The sequence below is a fragment of the Lactobacillus acetotolerans DSM 20749 = JCM 3825 genome, from assembly GCF_001436775.1.
Taxonomy (GTDB): Bacteria; Bacillota; Bacilli; order Lactobacillales; family Lactobacillaceae; genus Lactobacillus; species Lactobacillus acetotolerans.
This window is the reverse complement of record NZ_AYZC01000033.1, coordinates 1-17,752: the sequence shown is the minus strand read 5'-3', so window position 1 is coordinate 17,752 and position 17,752 is coordinate 1. Positions and strand designations below refer to the sequence as shown.

Genomic DNA, 17,752 nt, shown 5'->3' with positions numbered 1-17,752 from the left:
ATTCATTAATTTAGTCTTGTTTTAAATTTTCTATCACCAGCGATTGACACAGAGCCCAATAAAAAAGGATCATTCGTGTGAATGATTCTTTTTTGTCCTTCAAACATATTAGATTGTGGAGATGATAATTAGAATAATACTATATTTTAAAGGTAATGCAAGCAAAAAATAGTTTTGTTTTTTATTATGAGATAAATTATGTTCAAACAGGTTAAACTTGCAAGTTTAAATAAAATGTCCTATCCTTATAATTAATTACAGAGAACAAGACTAGTAGCAACCGCTATTTACAAGAGAGACTTTTTTAGTAGCTGAAAGAAAAGTTTAAATATGGGTTGTGAATTTCATCTTGCGAGTAGGATCTAATCAATTCCGGTATTCACCGTTATCGAAAACTTGAGTGTGGACAGTTTTTGTCCAAACTAGGGTGGTACCGCGAAGCTTCGTCCCTGAGAAGGGATGAAGCTTTTTTTATGTGAAGGGAAAAGACTGATGGATTTATCAGACAAGTTAAAAGAACTTCGTGAAAAAGGCTTAGCCGAAATCGAAAAGGCTAGCGATGAGAAAAAATTAAATGATGTGCGCGTTAAACTTGTAGGACGCAAGAGTGAATTAACTAAAATTTTGCGTTCTATGCGTGACGTTGCGCCAGAAGACAGACGTGAAGTTGGACAAAAAGTTAACCAGTTACGTGATTTGTTCAATAAGAAGTTAAATGGTACTAAAGATCAAATAAATAAAGCTTTGGTAGCTGAAAAACTGCAAAAAGAAAAAATTGATGTTACTTTGCCAGGTCGTAAAACTCACCTTGGTTCAGAACACCCAATCAATATTATTTTAGATGATTTGGAAACTTACTTTATCAGTATGGGTTACAAAGTAGTCCAGGGACCAGAAATTGAAACTGATCATTACTGTTTTGAAATGATGAACCTGCCAAAGGATCACCCGGCTCGCGATATGCAAGCTACTTTCTATATTGATTCAGAAAATTTGCTTAGACCACAAACCTCTGGTGACCAAGCTCGTGTCCTTGAAAAGCATGACTTCTCTAAAGGCCCGTTGAAGATGGTTGGCCCTGGTAAGGTTTACCGTCGTGATGACGATGATGCCACCCACTCTCACCAATTCATGCAGATGGAAGGTTTAGTAATTGACAAGAATATTACTATGAGTGACCTGAAGGGTACTTTGGAAGAAACAGCTCGGCACGTCTTTGGTCAAGATAGGGGAACTTGCCTTCGTCCAAGTTACTTCCCATTTACTGAACCATCGGTTGAAATGGACGTCGTTTGTTTTAACTGTGAAGGCAAAGGTTGTCCGATTTGTAAATACACTGGCTGGATTGAAGTGTTAGGTGCCGGCATGGTTCACCCTAATGTTTTGACGAATGCTGGTGTTGATCCTGACGTATATGGTGGCTTTGCTTTTGGTATTGGCTTAGACCGTTTTGCAATTTTGAAATATGGGATTGATGATATTCGTGATTTCTATACTAATGATGTCCGCTTCTTAGGACAATTCCGTAAGGAGGAAAGATAATGCTAGTTTCATATAATTGGTTACAAGATTTTCTTAAATTAAATCAGGATCCAAATAAGTTGGCAGATGAGATCACCCGGACTGGAATTGAAATTGCTAGCGTTAATCATCCTGAAAAGGGGTTAAAAAAGATTGTTGTGGGTCATATTCTTGACTGTAAAAAGGTTGAGGGTACTCACTTGAATTTAACACACGTTGATGTTGGTGAGAATGACCCAATTCAAATTGTCTGTGGCGCTCCCAATGTTGCTGCTGGGCAAAACGTAATTGTTGCGCTTCACGGTGCCAGGATTGCCGGCAATGTAAAAATTAAAAAGAGCAAACTCCGTGGGATGCAATCCAACGGTATGATTTGTGCTCTGCAAGAAATTGGTTTCGCTGATGGAATTGTTCCTGAAAAGTACGTCGATGGAATTTATGTCTTCCCTGAAGACGCTGACATAAAACCAGGTCAGGACGTTTATCAAGCATTAGGCATGGATGACTATATCCTTGACTTTGATATAACACCTAACCGTGCAGATACCTTGTCAATGGAAGGTGCTGCTTACGAAGTCGGTGCCATTGTTGATGAAAAAGTTAACGTTGAAGATGTTACTTTAAAGGAAGATGGACCTGACTGGACTAAGCAAATTAATCCCGTAGTTGATCCTAAGTTAGCTCCTAAATATTATTTACGCAAAGTTACTGGCGTTAAAATTGCGGATAGTCCGTTATGGATGCAGAGACGTCTCTGGAACGCTGGCATTCGCCCAATTAATAATGTGGTGGATGTAACTAACTACATTATGTTGTTAACTGGTCAACCAATGCATGCGTATGACGCTAAGACTTTTGCTAATGGCAAGTTGGTAGTTAGAAAAGCTAATAAAGGTGAAAAATTAACCTTGCTTAATGATAAGTTGGTTGATTTGGATCCTAACGACATTATCATTACCGATGGTGATAAGCCGGTAATGATGGCTGGTGTCATGGGTGGCCTTAATTCAGAAATCACCTCAGATACTACCGACGTAATTTTGGAATCAGCTATCTTTGACCCAACTTTGATTAGAAAAGCTGCGTTGCGGCACGCTAATAGAACTGAAGCTTCAAGCCGTTATGAAAAAGGTGTTAACTGGGATAATACTGAAAAAGCTATTAACATGGCAGCATTGCTCTTACGCAACGATGCTTCAGCTACAGTTGATGCAGGTATTATCAAGGCTACTGACCAGCAGCGTAAACCAGTTGTTGTCCACACGACAGTTTCTTATATCAATAAGGTTTTAGGTTCTGAAATTTCATCCGAAGAAATGCTTAATATCTTCAAACGTTTAAATTTCCCTACTGAAATTGACGGTAATAAGTTAACCGTTCACGTTCCAAATAGAAGGTGGGACATCTCAATCCCTGCTGATTTGGTTGAAGAAGTTGGCCGTTTGTATGGTTATGATAATTTGAAGTCAACCGCACCGGTTCTACCAGAAACACATGGTGGTTATTCTGTTAAGGAAACCATGATCAGACGGATTAAGCGGATTGTTCAGGGTCAGGGCATGATGGAAGCTATCTCTTATTCATTGACCTCACCTGAAAAAGCTGTTCGTTATACGAAAGATCCAAAAGACCTGGTTAAGGTTCAATGGCCGCTTAATTCCAGCCGTTCGACGATGAGACAAAATCTGATGACCGGTTTGGTTGATGCGGCTAGCTACAATATGGCCCGTAAACAAAAAGAGCTTGCCTTTTATGAGCAAGGAAGAGTTTATGATCATGATGGTGGTACCTTCAATGAACATGAGCACTTGGCTACTTTATATTCAGGTACTACTTATGCCGAAAATTGGCAGCATTTAAACCAAAAGGTCGATTTCTACTTCGTTAAGGGTCAGTTATCTAATTTACTGACAGCTATTGGCATTAATGATGACGAGGTTGAATATAAACCTGAGGCTATCGCTGGGATGCACCCAACCAGAACTGCTGGAATTTATATCAATGATCAGTATGTCGGGATGATCGGCATGGTTGCTCATGCAGTTACTATGAAAGACAAAGCTTTGCGTGGTGCCAAACTTTATGGTTATGAATTAAACCTGGATACAATTATTCCAATGCTTAATAAGAAGACTGTAGCTAAGGAAGCACCTAAGTTCCCAGCAATTGAGCGGGACTTATCGATCCTGGTTGATAAAGACGTTGATAACCAAGAAATTGAAAACGTAATCCGTGCTAATGCCGGTAAATACCTGGTAAATCTTAAGGTAATTGACGTTTATCAGGGTGTTCATGTTGATGCAAATAAGAAGAGTTTGGCTTATAACTTAACCTTTTTAAATGAAAAGGATACTTTAACTGATAAAGTGGTTAATAAAGCAATGGATAATATTACTAGTTACTTAGAGAAAGATATTAACGCTAAAATCCGTTAAAGGTTGACTTTAAGCTAGTAAATCAATATTATAGAGCATGCACAAAAAGAGTTTGAACTTTAAGGAGTAGAATATTTTATGCCTGAAAAATCATATCCAATGACTGCCGAAGGTAAAGAAAAACTGGAAGCAGAATTAAAGAATTTAAAGTTAGTTAAACGTCCAAAGGTTATTAAGAGAATTAAGATTGCCCGTTCATACGGGGATTTATCTGAAAACTCTGAATACGATTCAGCTAAGGATGAACAGAGTCATGTTGAGGACAGAATTGACGTAGTTGAGCAGATGCTCAAGTATGCCCACGTTGTTGACGCTGATTCCGTTGATCCCAATGAAGTATCCGTTGGTAAGAAGGTTACTTATACTGAAGTTGGTGAAGATGATCCCGAAACTTACACGATTGTAGGTAGTGATGAATCTGATCCTTTGAACGGTAAGATCTCTAACGATTCACCGATTGCCCAAGCTTTACTTGGCAAGAAAAAGGGGCAAACGGTAGAAATTACCACCCCTGGCGGCAAATTTAAGGTTAAGATTAATAAAGTTGAAGATTAATTATTAAAGAGGTGGGACGATTAACCGCCTCTTTTTCTTTTAGAGGAATTTAAATATGAGAAAAATTGGAATTATTGGTTTAGGCCATGTTGGTGCAACGGTAGCTTATACCTTGTTCACGCACGGAATTGCGGATGAATTAGTCTTAATTGATAAAAACGATGATAAGGTGACCGCCGAATATAACGATTTGCGGGATGCATTGGCAGTTAACAATTATTATGTCCAGATTAAGATGCAAGACTGGGATGCATTAAAGGATGCGGATGTGATTGTGACTGCGTTTGGGGATGTATCTGAAACTGTTAAGGCAACGGACCGATTCGCTGAATTTAAGAGCAATGCTAAGAAAGCAAAGAAAGTTGGACATAAGATTAAGAAGTCTGGCTTTAAAGGTGTCCTGTTAAATATTTCTGATCCGTGTGATGCCATTACTGCAATTTTGCAGAAGAGCAGCGATTTAAAGAAAAACCGCGTATTTGGAACTGGGACATATCTTGGTACTGCTAGAATGCAGAGAATTATCGGTGAAAAATTGGGGCAGAATCCAGTTAACGTTGAAGGATTTGTCTTAGGTGAAAATGGCTCAACGCAATTTGTTGCCTGGTCAACCGTTCGAGTTAACAACAAGATTGCCTTGCAATTGTTTAATGAAGATGACCAAAAGAAAATCAGTGATAAGCCTAATGAAAATTCTTTTGCTGTTGCTAAGGGCAAAGGCTATACCTGCTATGCAATAGCAACTTGTGCGGTTAGATTGATTCAGGCTGTCTTTAGTGACGCTCGTTTGTATGCTTCAGTTTCAGCTTATGATCCAGAATACAAGACTTATATTGGTTATCCCGCAATTATTGGCAGTGATGGAATTGAACAATTGGTTGAGTTGAAATTAACCGAGGATGAGCATAATAAATTAACTGCATCTGCAAATAAGATTAAAAAGCATTTGAAAGAATTAAAGAAGTAAAGCACTTTAATCTGTAAAATACATTTCGTGAGAAATGTATTTTTTTATTTTTTAAATGCTTAATGATTGCAGGATATACAACTTATTTATCCATTCTGCATCGCTCTTTTTAAATAAAAAATCCTGTTAATACATATTATTCGTAAGTATTAACAGGAAACACTATTCATCTTTAATTAATCGTTAGGATTAGTGAAGTAACGATAATCTTTACTCTTATCAAAGACAACACCACGGGCATTTTCACCGTTAGAAATTGGGAAGCTAGCCTTAGGATATTTGGTTTGGACCTCTTTTTCCATTGCATCCCGCAACATCTTATTGTTTGCTAAAACAGAACCGGTTAAAGCAACCTTCATTGGCTTAGGATCTTCATAACGATCAAGTCCGATGATGATGTCACGGGCCAATAAATGAGCTTGCCCCTTGATAACATCAGTAGCAGCTTTATCACCACTATCAGCTAATTTAGCAACGTGAACAGCCAAACCAGCTACATCTGCATTCTTCATCTTGTAGAATTTACCGGTACATTCATCCATTTGTTCAACGTTAAACAATTTGGTAAACATTGGGATCAAACCATTCTTTTCACGCTTGTCCCAACTGAGGAGGGCAGATTTCAAGGCTGCAACCGCAATCGCGTAACCTGAACCTTCATCACCTAAAATGTTGCCATAACCGCCGACAGCGATTAAATGCCCTTTCTGCAAGCCATTGAAAACTGAACCGGTACCAGCAATGACCAAACCGCCATCGTCACCTTCTAGTCCGTTATAAAGGGCCAAGAGTGAGTCAGTAACGGCTCTAGTTGGCAGGTTATCGGCCTTAGATGAAATAGTGGCAGCAACAACTGGTGCATTACCGACTACCGATAAACCGGAGATGCCACATAAAATTCGCATGCAGTCACCATCAATTGTATTCAATAATTTATTAATTGCCTTCGCAATGTTGTTGATACCAGCCTCGTAATTAGTATTTATCTGACCAGGACCAGCTTCTGAGCGATCAAGTTCTTCACCTTTTAAATCATAAGCAATCGCTGTGATATGTGTACCACCAGCGTCGACACCAATTTGGTATTTAAGAGTCATGATTATTCTTCTTTCTATAAATTAAATTTATCACATGTTAACGTATTCATTTTATTACACAATCTCGTCTTCGGTCTAGTATAAAATCAATTGTTAGCGTTAACGATAACGTTTTTTAATCTTTTTACTTATAATTTTTACTTATAAATAGGGTAATTAAGGAAATTACACAACCAATTAGAAAGGCAAATGGTACGTAAACCAAAACTAAGTGATGTCGTCCTTTTGTTAATGTGGCACTTAAAAATGTGTTAGCAAATACTTTCTTTTTAAGTAGGTGCTGCTTATCAAAAATGAGCCAGTTATTGCTGTAAGGAATAGTCGAAGCCAGATCTTTTTTATTAGCCGTGTAAAAGTTGGAGCTGCTAATAAGTAAAGAGGCAGGTTGGTAAGTACTTGGCTGTTGTTTCTTGAATTGTTGCAATATTTGTTTAAGTTGTTTAGTTTTTAGGGACCATAAATTAGCTGCACTCAAATCCAGGAATTTATTTTTCAAAATAAAGTTAATCCTAATCTTTTGGCCCTTCTGCTTGTTGGCAATGTCAATTAAGCGACTTTGGTCATCACGAGCAGCAACGTCAATTTTATTACCGTTAACATAAAGGTCAACCTGATCGTCATCTAAACCGCTTGGTAATTCTAGATAATAGGAATTATTAGTCTTTAGATTAAGGGTAAAGCTGACGTTACTGTTCTTTAACTTATCCTTTTTATGGTATTCCATCGCATCGTTCAATTCTGGGACTGCATTATGCATTTGTGCAGTTGGCCAATCTAGATTCTTAAAGATTTTCTTTTTACTTCCAGTTATTTTACTTAAGAGCAATTGCTGGTTAAAGCTTGGATTATCGGGCGTAAAGTCAAATTTTTGATCGGTATTAATGGTTAAGAACAATGGTGGCAATGCCTGTTTATTTTCAGTTAATAACAACTGTTTAAATTCTTTTTTAATTGTATAGTTGCTTAAATCTAAACGGTGATTAGCATTGTTGTAAACCATTTGCTGATTATGCTTGACTGAGTCACCTACGTAATTGGGTTCAATATAATATTTAACGCCTAGCAAAGCATCACTGACCGGTGTTCCGCCGTAATTGGTGTAAGAGTTATTGTTGTGCATATAACCCAAAGCTCCCATAAAATTAATAACTTTCTGGTTGCTGATAGAGTTGAAATTGCTCAAGCCATAGTAGTTAGCAGTGAACGGATCATCATCTGAGCGGTAGAAATTCTTTTCGGTTCGAAAGAGTGTGTGGTCATTTTTCCACAAATAATTAGTAACCTGTGTGGTATTTGTGCTGAAGTTGCGGTAATCACCATTTTTTTGGTAAGAAAGATTGTTAAGTGCAAGTACCAAATTGCAAATGAGTTCGAGCACGACACTAATTGTCAGAAAGTAACCGCTGAAGTTATTGTAACCATAAATAAAGCAGATAAAGAGTAGCATTAAGGCCGTAAACAGGGCAGTCAGAAGCAGGTTTTGCTGATTTAAGAAGTCAAAACTGTTCCGATTGAAATAAAGGTAAGCAAGCAATAATGCAGCTATGACTGACAAGAATAGTTTTTGCCAAAGCAGGAAATGATCTTGCCTATTAAGGAAGGTAATTCCTAAATTTAACATAAGAAAGACGAGCAGAAAGCTGAAGCGGCCTGGATACCAGACTGGGAATTGTCCCAGGTGCCAGAATAAGACTAGTGGCGTCCAGAATAAGGAAGCTACTAAGAGGATTAGTAACAGCCCATTTGCCAATTTAGCTCGCCAATTGATTTTCTTACTTAAAAAATATGCAATGGCTAAGAGCAAAAACGGAATGGTGAGAAAGATGTTTGGTAGTCCTTCCTCCATTTCGTGGAAGTTATAGGCACCATCGGCTAGCTTAGCTAGTTCTTGGTAGGGTGGGAATTGAAAGCCCCAGCTCCAATTTGTGCCGGAAGCGGCTTTGCCGGTGAGCATCTCTGAGAAGACTGGCAGAAGCATAAAAGCATCCAAAAATGAACCTAAAATACCCTTTTCAAGGTAAGTTTTTAAAATTGGCCACCATTCATATTTATTTTTTAGGAAAATGTTGCTCAATAAATACAAAAAGCCAAAGAAGAGTGTCATTAATCCCGTATAAAAGTTGGTAAACCACAGTGCAAAGGTAATGAGGATTAGGTGGCTTTTTTCATGCTTAAGGATTTGATCGATAGCGTTAATTAATAATGGTAAGAAGATCAGAGAATCGAGCCACATTAAGTTAAAGTAATTGGCAACCACGTAACCTGATAGTGCATAGGCAGAACTGGCTGCTAAGGCACACATCTGCTTTTGTTTCCTGCTGTTTTTATTCCAGTAATAAAAGCTAGTGAGGCCAATTGTGCCGATTTTTAAGGAAATAACGATAAATATTGCAATTGGCAGCTGCTTCTGACTGAAAAGAAATAGAATTAAGTTAAAGGGACTGGATAGGTAGTACGCTGCAGTAGCAATTAAAGAGCCGCCCAATCCGTTTTGAAAACTATAAATTAGCTTTAGGGGATGTGTAAATAAGTTTCTCCTAAAGAAAGCTAAGAGGTCAATATATTGCTGTCCTAAATCGACAGTTAGGATATTACCACCCTTTGTAATAAAATAAGTAGCGAACACTAACATAGGGATAAGGAAGCTAATCCAATAAGTAATTGCTTGCTTTTTGAAGATAGCAAAGTTGGTTTTTCCGCTTTTTAGTTTAATCATCTTAAAATTTAACAAAACTCCTTACCTAATCATAGAATTGCTGCCAGCTTTTTGTTAAAATAACTGCAGTTTAGTGAGGGACGATTTACGTGGATTTTTTTAGAAAAAATAGTGGAACTGGTTCGAAAAATCAGTCTTCAACACCAGTTAGAATGAAAATTATCTTATGTGTTATTTTTATTCTTTTTGCAACTTTAATTGGGCAACTCGCATATTTGCAGCTAGATTACGGTTCGCGCTTTAAATCTGAAGTACAGAAGTCGAATTCAGCCGTTGTTTCTAGCCAGGTGCCTCGGGGTGTCATGTATGATACCAAAGGTCGTGTGCTGGTTGGTAATAAGGCTAACAATGCGATTACTTATACTAAGAGCGCTTCAACGACGAGTGATCAAGCCTATACGGTTTCTAATGCCTTAAGTAATTATATAAAACTCAGTGATGAAAAACCGACTGAACAGCAGGAAACTGATTTTTATTTGGCTAATCCACAGAATTCTAAACCAGCACTAGCTAAATTACCTAAATCGATTAGGGATAGTCAGGACCAAAGCTTGATTAATGAAAAGCTAGGCGAAGAAGTTAAAAAGCAGGGTATAAAGTTAACCCCTAAACAAAAAACCGCAGCTTTGATTTTCAATAAAATCTCTGGTGCCTATACTTTATCAACGATTTATCTTAAAAACAAAAATTTAACCAATACAGAAATTGCTCAGGTTGGGGAACACCTATCCGAGTTACCAGGTGTTGGTATTGGGACTGATTGGCAACGATCATATCCTAATGGGTCCTCAATTCAGAGTATTATTGGTTCGGTTTCCAGTGAAAAATCTGGACTGCCAAGCGATAATTTGCAATATTACCTAACTAATGGTTACTCACGTAATGATCGAGTTGGTACTTCATACTTGGAGCAGGAATACGAGCCACTCCTTAAGGGTACTAAATCTACCAGCAAGGTTACAACTAAGGGTAACGGGGATATTCAGCAAACTAAGACAGTTTACAAAGGTCAAGTCGGTGCCAGTTTAATATTGACATTAGATGCTAAGTACCAGAAGAAAGTTCAAGCTGACTTAAAGCGAGTTTATTCTTCAGCTTTAGCATCTGGTGCGGCCCACTATTCTAATGGTGCCTACGCAGTTGCTATGAATCCAAAAACAGGTGCACTCCTAGCCATTGCTGGTTTAAATCGTGATCCTAAGAAGAACAAAATGACTGAGAATGCCTTAGGGGTAATTAACCAGTCCTTTGTTATGGGATCCGCAGTTAAAGGTGCAACCGTTGGTGGTGGTTTGATTAACAAGGCAATCACCCCGACCAACAGCACCTTGCCTGATACGGCAATTTACTTACCAGGTTCACCAGTTAAAAAATCTGTTTACCCAATTGGTACTTTTAGTGCCTTGGATGCAGAAACGGCCCTAGAAGTTTCCAGTAACATTTACATGATGCACTTAGCTATGAAATGGGTTCACGCTAAATATGTACCCAAGTCATATATTAGTATGCCAAGAAATTCCTTTGATGTTCTGCGGCGAAACTTTAACATGTTTGGTTTAGGACAAAAGACCGGTGTTGATCTTCCTGGGGAAGTTGCCGGAATTCAAGGTAAATCCTTTAATTCGAAGGGTAATATTCTTTCCGGATCTGTACTTGACTTGGCTTACGGTAACTACGACGCCTATACGCCAATTCAAATGGTCCAGTATGTTTCTACCGTTGCTAATGGAGGGTACCGCATGCAGCCATACATTGTTCAATCGGTTGGTAAAACTGGTACAAATGGCAAACAGATCTACATTGATTATAATAAAGAACCCAACGTGCAACAAAGGATTCCCTGGACCCCGGACGAATTGAATATCGTTCAACAAGGATTTTACCGGGTTGTTCATGGTACTAATAGCTGGGGTACCGCACACCCGCTGAAGGGTGTTAAGCCGTCAGTCTCTGGTAAGACTGGTACTGCTCAGACTTATTATTATGATCCGTCTAAACCGCACCAAAAGAATGCCCCAGAGCTGATTAATTCAACTTTCGTTGGTTATGCTCCATCGAAGAATCCTGATCTGGCTGTTGCTGTTGTCTTCCCTGGACTTGATCCAGATGGTGAAGGTACTTATACTTTACAGGTAGCCAAGGCAATGATTCAGGATTATTACAGTCTGCATAAATAATAAAAAGTAATCATTAGCCCTAGCCAAACGCTAAGAAAAATGCTATTCTAATATAGTTAGAAACTAAATTGTAGGTGGTGAAAGAAATGGCAGATAACATCATTTTGGAATGCACCGAATGTGGCGATAGAAGTTATTTATCTAAGAAAAACAAGCGTAAGCATCCGGAACGTTTAACTTTGAAGAAGTATTGCCCAGTTGACAGACGAGTAACACTTCACCGTGAAACTAAGTAATAAAGCCAAGATAGTAGGTCTAGATGCCTGCTATTTTTTGTATTTGGAAGAAATATGAATAAAAAAGAGTTACGTAAACAGCAAATCGAAAAATTGCGCGATTTTGCGGATAACGAAGAAAAAGATCGAGAAGATGAACTCTTGCTTGATCAAATAATGAATACGGAATTATTAAAAAATAGTCAAACAATTGGCGTTACTTCGTCTTTACCGGTTGAAGTTGATACTTCAAAGTTAATTGCCTGTTTGTGGGATGAAGGCAAAGATGTTTATTTAGCTAAGGCACATAACGATGCAAATCATAGCCAGGATTTTCTGCACTATACCTATAAATCCAAACTTGAAAAATCGAAGTTTGGCATCGAAGAGGTAAGTGATCTGGATGCCCAGATCAATGATGACCTTGATTTAATCATTGTGCCCGGATTGGCTTTTGCATTAGACACTCATGAACGTTTAGGTTTTGGCGGCGGTTACTATGATCGTTTTTTAGCTAAACATCCAGATTCTAAAACGGTAGCGCTGGTTAATTCGAAGATGGCTTTTCCAACTGCTAGCTGGAAGGTTGAAAAAACAGATATTCCTATCCAAACGATTATTACTCCAAAACAAATTTTACGAGGTTAATATGAATCAAAGACTGAATCTCAAAGATTGCTACATGACAATTGCCATTTTGGGTGGATTACTCATGATTTTTATTACTGAAATGTTCATGGGCGGTTCAGAGAACAATGAAGTTCTGCTAAAAATGGGTGCCATGAGTAATTATGCCATCGTAGCTGGTGGACAATGGTGGCGACTTTTTACAGCTCAATTCCTCCATATCGGTGTTTTACACCTGGTATCCAATGCGGTAATTATTTATTACATGGGTCAATATATGGAACCGATTATGGGTCACTGGCGCTTTCTGTTTGTTTACCTTTTATCTGGTGTCGGCGGGAACCTGCTCAGTTTAGCCTTTGGTAGTGATAAAGCTATCAGTGCTGGTGCTTCAACCGCCATTTTTGGCCTTTTTGGTGCAATGGTTGCAATCGGTCTGCGCAATATGTCCAACCCAATTATTTCTTATTTGGCCCGGCAAGCTTTTGTTTTAGCCTTAATTAACATTGTGTTAGATTTATTTGCTCCTAATATTGATATTCAAGGACATTTGGGCGGTCTGATAGCCGGATTCTTACTGGCGATTATTGCTGGTGACAGAACGATGAAGCGTTATAGCGTTAAGTGGCGTGTGATTGCATTTGTCGGATTGGTTGTCTACGTCGTCTTTACAGTTAGAACGGGTATGGTAATTAAATTTTGATGAAAAGTTTATATGATGTCCAGCAGCTTCTTGAAAAGTATGGTGTTCTTGTTCATGTCGGCAAGAGAATTTGGGACATTGAATTAATGGCAATCGAATTAGACAACATTCGTCATGCCGGTGTACTTGATGAACATACTTATATGATTGCGAAATTAATTTTGCAACGTGAGCATGAAGCTGAGGAGCGAAAAGAAAAAGAGCCTAAAAAGCATAGCACCTAAAATGTTTTAGGTTTATTATTGTATTTGTAAGTTTTTTAGAGGAGCGGATTTAAAGCTATGTCACAATTTTTAATCATTTTAGATGTTGTGTTAGGAGCCATTGTGATTGCATTTGTTGCCGTTTGGGGCTGGAATAAGATTCAAGCCAAGCGGATCGGTGGCAGACTCGATAATGATGAGTTCAATAAAGGTATGAGAAAGGCACAAATCGTTGATGTAAGGGAAAAAGAACCGTTTAAGCGTAAGCATATTGACGGTGCCCGTAACTTGCCTTACACAATGCTTAAGTACCAATATAGTGAATTAAGACCTGATTTACCGGTTTACCTTTATTCCGATTCGTTAACGATGACTTTAAGAGCCGCAAGCTTTTTAAAGAAAAAAGGTTTTAAATCCATTTACTGGCTGAAAGATGGCTTTGAAGAATGGAAGGGCCGCACTAAATCATCTAAGTATTAATTAGGAAAACATGTTTGGGACTTTTCTCAGGCATGTTTTTTAGTTTATTGATAATAAGAGGAAATAAAATGAAGTTAACAAAAGAAGAGACTCCTGAGAATATGTGGGATATTGTTAAGGCGCAAGAGAAAAAATATGGGAATTTATCTACTCCTGAGATAGATTGGAGGCCAGATGTTGGCTCTGAGATAATTGATTAATGAATTTTAATTAAAAAATATTGAGCTAAGTAAAGGATATAGTTAATTTATTTTGGGAAGGGGCGGTAAGAATGCGGAAAATACTGACAATTGTGGGTCCGACTGCGATTGGAAAAACTAAATTGGCAATTAAGTTAGCAAAAAAATTAAATGCAGAAATTGTCTCTGGTGATTCCATGCAGGTATACCGCGAAGTAGCCATTGGTACTGCCAAAGCAACGCCCGAAGAGCAAAAACAGGTTAAACATTATCTTGTGGATAGTCAGTCGGTATTTGATAGTTATTCTGTTAAAGATTTTGTTGATCAGGCACAAGCAGCTATCAATGAAATTAGTCAAAAAAATAAATTACCGATGCTAGTCGGTGGTACTGGCTTTTATGTTAATGCCTTGCTTAATCAAATGCAGTTGGGAGAACGGCATGAAGAAAATAGTGGTGTAGCCCCAAAATGGCAGGATTATTTGACAAGTAATGGGGCTGAAAAATTATGGCAATGTTTGAAGAAAAAAGATCCTGAAGCAGCGCAAAAGATACCTGTACCAAATTCTCGAAGAACTTTGCGTGCCTTGACAGTAATTGAGCGCACTGGTAAGAAATTTTCTGAGCAGCAAAAAGAGATAAAGCCCCGTTATGACTACCTGATTATTGGTTTAAATTCGGATCGGCAGGAGATATATCGCCGGATCAATTTACGGGTTGAACAAATGATGCAGAATGGAATGTTGAGAGAAGCAAAGTTTGTTTATGATCAACGTACCGATGAGCACCAAATTTTACAAGCAATTGCCTATAAAGAATTTTTCCCGTATTTTGAAGGACAAAAAACGTTGGATGAATGCGTTACTAAGCTTAAAACATCATCACGCCATTATGCCAAACGCCAATTAACTTATTTTAGAAATAAACTGCCAGTAACTTGGTTTGATCCTTTAAATGATTTGAATTGTGAAGAAAAAATTTTGCAGAAAGTTGAGGAATGGTTGAATGAATAATTGGTCTAAGAAATTACAAACATTAGTTAAAGAGGTAGACAAAGAAATTGCCCCGCAGCTGGCTAAGATTGATGATAATGTTTTGTATAATCAAAACAAAGTATTAGAAGCCTTTAAGGATAATAAGGTAGCTGAATCAGATTTATTGGGAACAAACGGTTATGGCTCTTATGATGAAGGCCGGGATAAACTCGATAAAATTTATGCACAAATTTTTCATACAGAAGATGCATTGGTTCGTTCACAATTTGTTTCTGGTACCCATACTTTAGCTACGGCATTGGCTGGGAATTTGCTCCCAGGGGATGAATTAACTTATCTGACGGGAATGCCGTATGATACCTTGCAACAAGTAATCGGTTTAGCCGGTAATAAGCGGGGTAGTTTAATGTCTTATGGTGTTAAATTTTCTCACGTACCTTTGAAAGATGGTGCTGTTGATTATGATGCCGCCCGTAAATTATTGAGCACACACCAACCTAAAATGGTAGTCATTCAGCGTTCCCGTGGTTATGAAACCAGGCAGAGTTTTACTGTTAGCCAAATTAAGCCAATGATTAGAATGATTAAAGAAGTTTCACCTAAGAGTATTATCTTTATTGATAATTGTTACGGCGAATTCTCAGAAAAGCATGAACCAACGGAATACGGTGCTGATCTGATGGCTGGCTCTTTAATTAAAAATGCTGGTGGTGGCCTCGCTAAAATCGGTGGTTATATTGTCGGTAAGCATGAATTAGTTGAAAATGCTGCGGCACGTTTAACTTGTGCTGGGATTGGCCGTAGTGAGGGTGCTAGTTTAAATAATAATATTGATTATTATGAAGGCTTGTTTGTTGCTCCTAATACTACTGGTAGTGCCATTAAGGGTGCAATTTATTCTGCTGCATTGCTTGCCAAAGTAGGTGTAGAAGTTTCACCTAAATGGAATGATCCTAGAACCGACCTGATTCAAACCGTTATTTTCCATGATAAAGATAAAATGATTAATTTTGCCAAAGAATTGCAGGCTAATTCACCGGTTGATTCCTTTGTTGAACCAATTCCGAGTGAGCAGGAAGGTTATGAAGATAAGATTATCATGGCTGCCGGTTCGTTTGTTGAGGGAGCCACAATTGAATTTTCAGGAGATGGTCCAATCAGACCGCCGTACGCAATTTATATGCAGGGTGGGTTAACTTTTGCTCACGTTAAGATTGCAATTACGAATGCTGTTAATGAACTGTTCTTTAAAGATAGGCAGTAAGTTAATCTTTCGCCTACTTTTATTTAATTAAGATATTGATAAAGATACTTAAAACTACCTAGACCACTTTGACTTTTCTAAAGTGGTCTGCTATTGTAATAATCAGGTTTTGAGGGCAATATAAATCGAAACCATGACTATACCAATTACTATTTAGTTTATTTTTATAGGTGAGAAAATATGTGTAAAACAGTTACAGCAGATGATATAAGAAAAAGTGTAGAGGATAACGATGTTCGGTTTTTGCGGTTAGCTTTTACTGACATTAATGGTACTTTAAAAGCAGTCGAGGTTCCAAAAAGTCAATTAGAGAAGGTTTTGTCTAACGATATCCGTTTTGATGGTTCTTCAATTGATGGTTTTGTCCGTCTTCAGGAAAGTGACATGGTTTTATACCCTGATCTTTCAACCTGGGCAGTATTACCTTGGACCGATGTTCGTGGCGGTAAGATCGGCCGCCTGATTTGTTCAGTTCATATGACTAACCGTGAACCATTTCCAGGAGATCCCAGAAATAATTTGGAACGTGTTCTTGGTGAGATGAAGAAGATGGGCTACACCCAATTTGATATTGGTTTTGAAGCTGAATTTCACTTGTTCAAATTAGATGACAAGGGCAACTGGACTACTGAGGTTCCAGATCATGCATCTTACTTTGATTTAACTTCTAATGATGAAGGTGCAAGTTGTCGGCGTGATATTGTTGAAACTTTAGAAAGTATTGGTTTTGAAGTTGAAGCTGCTCACCACGAAGTCGGTGATGGCCAACAAGAAATCGACTTTAAATTTGATGATGCTTTAACTACGGCTGATAGGGTACAAATCTTTAAGATGGTTGTACGTGCAGTTGCTAGGAGACATAATTTATTTGCTACCTTTATGGCTAAGCCTATTCAAGGTCAGGCTGGTAATGGGATGCATACCAACATGTCTATGTTTAAGGGTAAGAGAAACGTCTTTTACAATAAAAACAATAAGTATCATTTGTCCGATGAAGCTCTTTACTTCTTAAATGGTATTTTGGAACATGCTCGTGCAATAACTGCTATCGGCGATCCAACTGTTAACTCATATAAACGTTTAATTCCTGGCTTTGAAGCACCAGTTTATATTTCATGGGCTGCTAAGAACAGGTCACCACTTGTTCGTGTTCCTTCTGCTGGTGAACTTAATACCCGTTTGGAATTGCGGTCAGTTGATCCAACTGCTAACCCATACTTATTGTTAGCTGCATGTTTAACTGCCGGTTTAAATGGAATTAAAGAAGCCAAAAAGCCAATGAAGCCTGTTACTTCTAACGTCTTTGAGATGAGCGAAGATGAAAGAAAGAAATTAGGGATTAAACCATTGCCTTCAACCTTGCACAATGCAATCAAGGCATTCAAAGCTGATAAAGTAATTCAAAGTGCTTTAGGTGAACACCTGACTAAGAGTTTCATCGATTCTAAGGAATTAGAATGGTCTCAATATACTCAATCAGTTTCTGATTGGGAAAGAAACAAGTACATGGGCTACTAATTTTTAAATAATTATTAGATTAAAAAAGAAGTACCAAGCGGTACCAATGTCATTAAGTTAAGACATTGACGAAAGTTTAGCTTTATGAACCGAATCATTT

The 17,752-nt window shown here is 38.0% G+C and carries 16 protein-coding genes and 1 other annotated feature; of the genes, 14 read left to right on the top strand and 2 right to left on the bottom strand.

Annotated features, from left to right (window positions below):
- Nucleotides 1-251 precede the first annotated feature (251 nt).
- Nucleotides 252-454: a binding site (T-box leader), on the top strand.
- Between the two features lie 38 nt (nucleotides 455-492).
- The 4 genes from pheS (at nucleotide 493) to FC77_RS05750 (ending at nucleotide 5,478) form a co-directional block, all read left to right on the top strand.
- Entirely contained in the window at nucleotides 493-1,542 is a 1,050-nt protein-coding gene (gene pheS, locus FC77_RS05765) for a phenylalanine--tRNA ligase subunit alpha (protein WP_056970577.1), read from the top strand.
- Nucleotides 1,542-3,956, top strand: coding sequence for a phenylalanine--tRNA ligase subunit beta (gene pheT / locus FC77_RS05760; RefSeq protein ID WP_056970575.1), 2,415 nt, complete (start codon nucleotides 1,542-1,544; stop codon nucleotides 3,954-3,956). The genes pheS and pheT overlap by 1 nt, the downstream gene beginning before the upstream one ends.
- Nucleotides 3,957-4,034: 78 nt before the next feature.
- On the top strand, nucleotides 4,035-4,511 hold the full coding sequence (gene greA, locus FC77_RS05755) for a transcription elongation factor GreA (RefSeq protein WP_056970574.1): 477 nt from the start codon (nucleotides 4,035-4,037) through the stop codon (nucleotides 4,509-4,511).
- A gap of 55 nt (nucleotides 4,512-4,566) precedes the next feature.
- Complete coding sequence (locus FC77_RS05750) at nucleotides 4,567-5,478, top strand: lactate/malate family dehydrogenase (RefSeq protein WP_054682030.1); 912 nt, start codon at nucleotides 4,567-4,569, stop codon at nucleotides 5,476-5,478.
- 176 nt (nucleotides 5,479-5,654) lie between these two features.
- Here FC77_RS05750 and FC77_RS05745 read toward each other — a convergent pair whose 3' ends face one another.
- Complete coding sequence (locus FC77_RS05745) at nucleotides 5,655-6,575, bottom strand: N-acetylglucosamine kinase (protein WP_054682032.1); 921 nt, start codon at nucleotides 6,573-6,575, stop codon at nucleotides 5,655-5,657.
- 124 nt (nucleotides 6,576-6,699) lie between these two features.
- Nucleotides 6,700-9,306, bottom strand: a complete 2,607-nt coding sequence (locus FC77_RS05740; RefSeq protein ID WP_308425641.1) for a YfhO family protein — start codon at nucleotides 9,304-9,306, stop codon at nucleotides 6,700-6,702.
- Between the two features lie 74 nt (nucleotides 9,307-9,380).
- Here FC77_RS05740 and FC77_RS05735 point away from each other — a divergent pair, with 74 nt between their 5' ends.
- From FC77_RS05735 to glnA, 10 genes are all read left to right on the top strand, one after another.
- A complete protein-coding gene (locus FC77_RS05735; protein WP_056970570.1) occupies nucleotides 9,381-11,468 on the top strand; it encodes a peptidoglycan D,D-transpeptidase FtsI family protein in 2,088 nt (695 codons plus the stop codon).
- Nucleotides 11,469-11,554: 86 nt separating this feature from the next.
- Nucleotides 11,555-11,704: a 50S ribosomal protein L33 gene (gene rpmG, locus FC77_RS05730; protein WP_054682034.1), complete on the top strand. Its 150-nt coding sequence runs from the start codon at nucleotides 11,555-11,557 to the stop codon at nucleotides 11,702-11,704.
- Between the two features lie 54 nt (nucleotides 11,705-11,758).
- The gene (locus tag FC77_RS05725) at nucleotides 11,759-12,331 is read left to right on the top strand and encodes a 5-formyltetrahydrofolate cyclo-ligase (RefSeq protein WP_056970564.1); all 573 of its coding nucleotides are present in this window, start codon (nucleotides 11,759-11,761) and stop codon (nucleotides 12,329-12,331) included.
- 1 nt (nucleotide 12,332) lies between these two features.
- Nucleotides 12,333-13,013, top strand: coding sequence for a rhomboid family intramembrane serine protease (locus FC77_RS05720; protein ID WP_056970562.1), 681 nt, complete (start codon nucleotides 12,333-12,335; stop codon nucleotides 13,011-13,013).
- Nucleotides 13,013-13,237 (top strand): YqgQ family protein, encoded by a 225-nt coding sequence (locus FC77_RS05715; protein ID WP_054682037.1) that lies wholly within the window; start codon nucleotides 13,013-13,015, stop codon nucleotides 13,235-13,237. The genes FC77_RS05720 and FC77_RS05715 overlap by 1 nt, the downstream gene beginning before the upstream one ends.
- A gap of 57 nt (nucleotides 13,238-13,294) precedes the next feature.
- On the top strand, nucleotides 13,295-13,696 hold the full coding sequence (locus FC77_RS05710; RefSeq protein WP_056970561.1) for a rhodanese-like domain-containing protein: 402 nt from the start codon (nucleotides 13,295-13,297) through the stop codon (nucleotides 13,694-13,696).
- 68 nt (nucleotides 13,697-13,764) lie between these two features.
- Nucleotides 13,765-13,896 carry an AbrB family transcriptional regulator gene (locus FC77_RS08025; protein ID WP_151443581.1) on the top strand — a complete coding sequence of 44 codons (132 nt, stop codon included), beginning with the start codon at nucleotides 13,765-13,767 and terminating at the stop codon, nucleotides 13,894-13,896.
- Between the two features lie 71 nt (nucleotides 13,897-13,967).
- Entirely contained in the window at nucleotides 13,968-14,888 is a 921-nt protein-coding gene (gene miaA / locus FC77_RS05705; protein WP_056970560.1) for a tRNA (adenosine(37)-N6)-dimethylallyltransferase MiaA, read from the top strand.
- A complete protein-coding gene (locus FC77_RS05700) occupies nucleotides 14,881-16,134 on the top strand; it encodes a methionine gamma-lyase family protein (protein WP_054682039.1) in 1,254 nt (417 codons plus the stop codon). Before miaA ends, FC77_RS05700 begins: the two co-directional genes overlap by 8 nt.
- Nucleotides 16,135-16,314: 180 nt before the next feature.
- Complete coding sequence (gene glnA, locus FC77_RS05695; RefSeq protein ID WP_056970559.1) at nucleotides 16,315-17,652, top strand: type I glutamate--ammonia ligase; 1,338 nt, start codon at nucleotides 16,315-16,317, stop codon at nucleotides 17,650-17,652.
- Nucleotides 17,653-17,752: the final 100 nt, after the last annotated feature.

Excerpts from the sequence above, each read along its gene's own strand:
- FC77_RS08025 (WP_151443581.1), top strand. The coding sequence starts at position 13,765 with ATGAAGTTAACAAAAGAAGAGACTCCTGAGAATATGTGGGATATTGTT.
- FC77_RS05745 (WP_054682032.1), bottom strand. The coding sequence starts at position 6,575 with ATGACTCTTAAATACCAAATTGGTGTCGACGCTGGTGGTACACATATC.
- greA (WP_056970574.1), top strand. The coding sequence starts at position 4,035 with ATGCCTGAAAAATCATATCCAATGACTGCCGAAGGTAAAGAAAAACTG.
- miaA (WP_056970560.1), top strand. The coding sequence starts at position 13,968 with ATGCGGAAAATACTGACAATTGTGGGTCCGACTGCGATTGGAAAAACT.
- FC77_RS05750 (WP_054682030.1), top strand. The coding sequence starts at position 4,567 with ATGAGAAAAATTGGAATTATTGGTTTAGGCCATGTTGGTGCAACGGTA.
- FC77_RS05710 (WP_056970561.1), top strand. The coding sequence starts at position 13,295 with ATGTCACAATTTTTAATCATTTTAGATGTTGTGTTAGGAGCCATTGTG.
- FC77_RS05720 (WP_056970562.1), top strand. The coding sequence starts at position 12,333 with ATGAATCAAAGACTGAATCTCAAAGATTGCTACATGACAATTGCCATT.
- FC77_RS05715 (WP_054682037.1), top strand. The coding sequence starts at position 13,013 with ATGAAAAGTTTATATGATGTCCAGCAGCTTCTTGAAAAGTATGGTGTT.
- FC77_RS05700 (WP_054682039.1), top strand. The coding sequence starts at position 14,881 with ATGAATAATTGGTCTAAGAAATTACAAACATTAGTTAAAGAGGTAGAC.
- pheS (WP_056970577.1), top strand. The coding sequence starts at position 493 with ATGGATTTATCAGACAAGTTAAAAGAACTTCGTGAAAAAGGCTTAGCC.
- rpmG (WP_054682034.1), top strand. The coding sequence starts at position 11,555 with ATGGCAGATAACATCATTTTGGAATGCACCGAATGTGGCGATAGAAGT.
- glnA (WP_056970559.1), top strand. The coding sequence starts at position 16,315 with ATGTGTAAAACAGTTACAGCAGATGATATAAGAAAAAGTGTAGAGGAT.
- pheT (WP_056970575.1), top strand. The coding sequence starts at position 1,542 with ATGCTAGTTTCATATAATTGGTTACAAGATTTTCTTAAATTAAATCAG.
- FC77_RS05725 (WP_056970564.1), top strand. The coding sequence starts at position 11,759 with ATGAATAAAAAAGAGTTACGTAAACAGCAAATCGAAAAATTGCGCGAT.